The organism is Actinoplanes sp. NPDC048791 (genome assembly GCF_040650095.1).
In the GTDB taxonomy this organism is placed as follows: domain Bacteria; phylum Actinomycetota; class Actinomycetes; order Mycobacteriales; family Micromonosporaceae; genus Actinoplanes.
In genome coordinates, this window is record NZ_JBEZGQ010000025.1 from 1 (window position 1) to 1324 (window position 1324).

General features: G+C 74.4%; 2 protein-coding genes. Both read right to left on the reverse strand.

The window, feature by feature from the left end; all coding sequences use genetic code 11:
• Nucleotides 1-82 precede the first annotated feature (82 nt).
• Nucleotides 83-943 (reverse strand): methyltransferase domain-containing protein, encoded by an 861-nt coding sequence (locus tag AB0C29_RS04070; protein ID WP_360814809.1) that lies wholly within the window; start codon nucleotides 941-943, stop codon nucleotides 83-85.
• A partial coding sequence (locus tag AB0C29_RS04075; protein ID WP_360814812.1) for a hypothetical protein occupies nucleotides 940-1324 on the reverse strand: 385 nt, incomplete at its 5' end. The genes AB0C29_RS04070 and AB0C29_RS04075, both read right to left, overlap by 4 nt.

The following is a 1324-nucleotide window of genomic DNA, read 5'->3' on the forward strand; positions in this document are numbered from 1 at the left end:
GCTTCCGGTCACTGCCGGTGCCCCGCTCGGCGCCGCTGCTGGGCGCGGTCCTCGGTGACATCGTCCCGCCGAGGCGGGCGGGTCAGGCGCGGGTCGCGCTCAGGTAGGCCGTGGCCGCCGTGTGCCGGGTCGGGACGTCGGCCAGCGACCGGACGTGCGCGTCGAAGCGATCCCGCTCAGCCGGGGTCAGCACCGAGTCGAGTACCTCGCCGTAGGTCGGCACCAACGGGTTCGGCGCTGTGCGGCGGACGGCGGGCCAGTCCTTGATCGGCGGGCCCGGCATGTCGACCTCCGCGCGGTAGTCCAGCCGTACCCCGGTGAAGCCCGCCTCCGCCGCCCAGCGCACCAGGTCTCGCTCGTCGAAGTCGAGCATGGCGACGGTTGCCGGCGCGGCCGTCAGGTAGGCCGTGCGGATCTTGTCGATCAGGTCGGCGATCGGCGCCGGGTCCAGGCCGAGCAGGGTGTCGCGGCCCATCCGGGCCGGGAAGTTGTTGATCGGCTCGAAGACGGACAGCCGGCCACCGGGGCGTAGCACCCGGTACAGCTCGGCGAAGGCCGCCGGCTTGCGGGTCACGTAGATCAGCACCGACCGGGTCGTCACCACGTCCACCGAGGCGTCCGGGATCGGGCTCAGGTCGTCGGCGGCCGCCCGTACGAACGAGGAGCGGGCCGGGTCGGCCTGCCGGCGGCATTCGTCCAGCAGAGCCTCGGAGATGTCGCTGAAGATGACCCGGCCGGCCGGTCCGACCCGGTCGAGGGCGCCCAGCCCGATCAGCCCGGTGCCGGTGCCGACGTCGAGGACCGTGTCCCCGGGGGAGATCGCCGCGCGGTCGAGGACGCCGTCGCGGAAGGCGGTCAGCTGGGGGGCGAACTGCGAGCGCAGGCCGGCCGAGCCGCCGTCGCGGTGCCGCAGCAGCCAGTTCGCCCACCTGTCGGTCGTCACCGGGACACGCTAGCCCCGCGGGGTGCTCGGCGGGGGGCCAGCAGCACGGCCGGCACGAGGGTCACCAGGCTCAGGGTCACCACGTTGCCGACCTGGTCGATCGGGGCGTAGTGGGCGAGGTGGCCGAGGTGGTAGATCAGGTGCGGCACGGAGAAGGCGAGCCAGGCCAGCGCGGTCAGCCGTACCAGGAAGTCGTCGGCGGGCCGGGCCGCCGCGCCCAGGGTGACCACCGCCAGGGCCAGATAGAGGGCGCCGACGTCGCGGGCCAGGTGCTCGTTGTAGGTGCCGAGCATCGGCAGCCAGTGGTGGCCGGCGCCCGGGAAGGACCGCCACCAGAAGGCCGGCGCCGCGGCCGCCCAGGCCCCCACGAACACGGCCGTG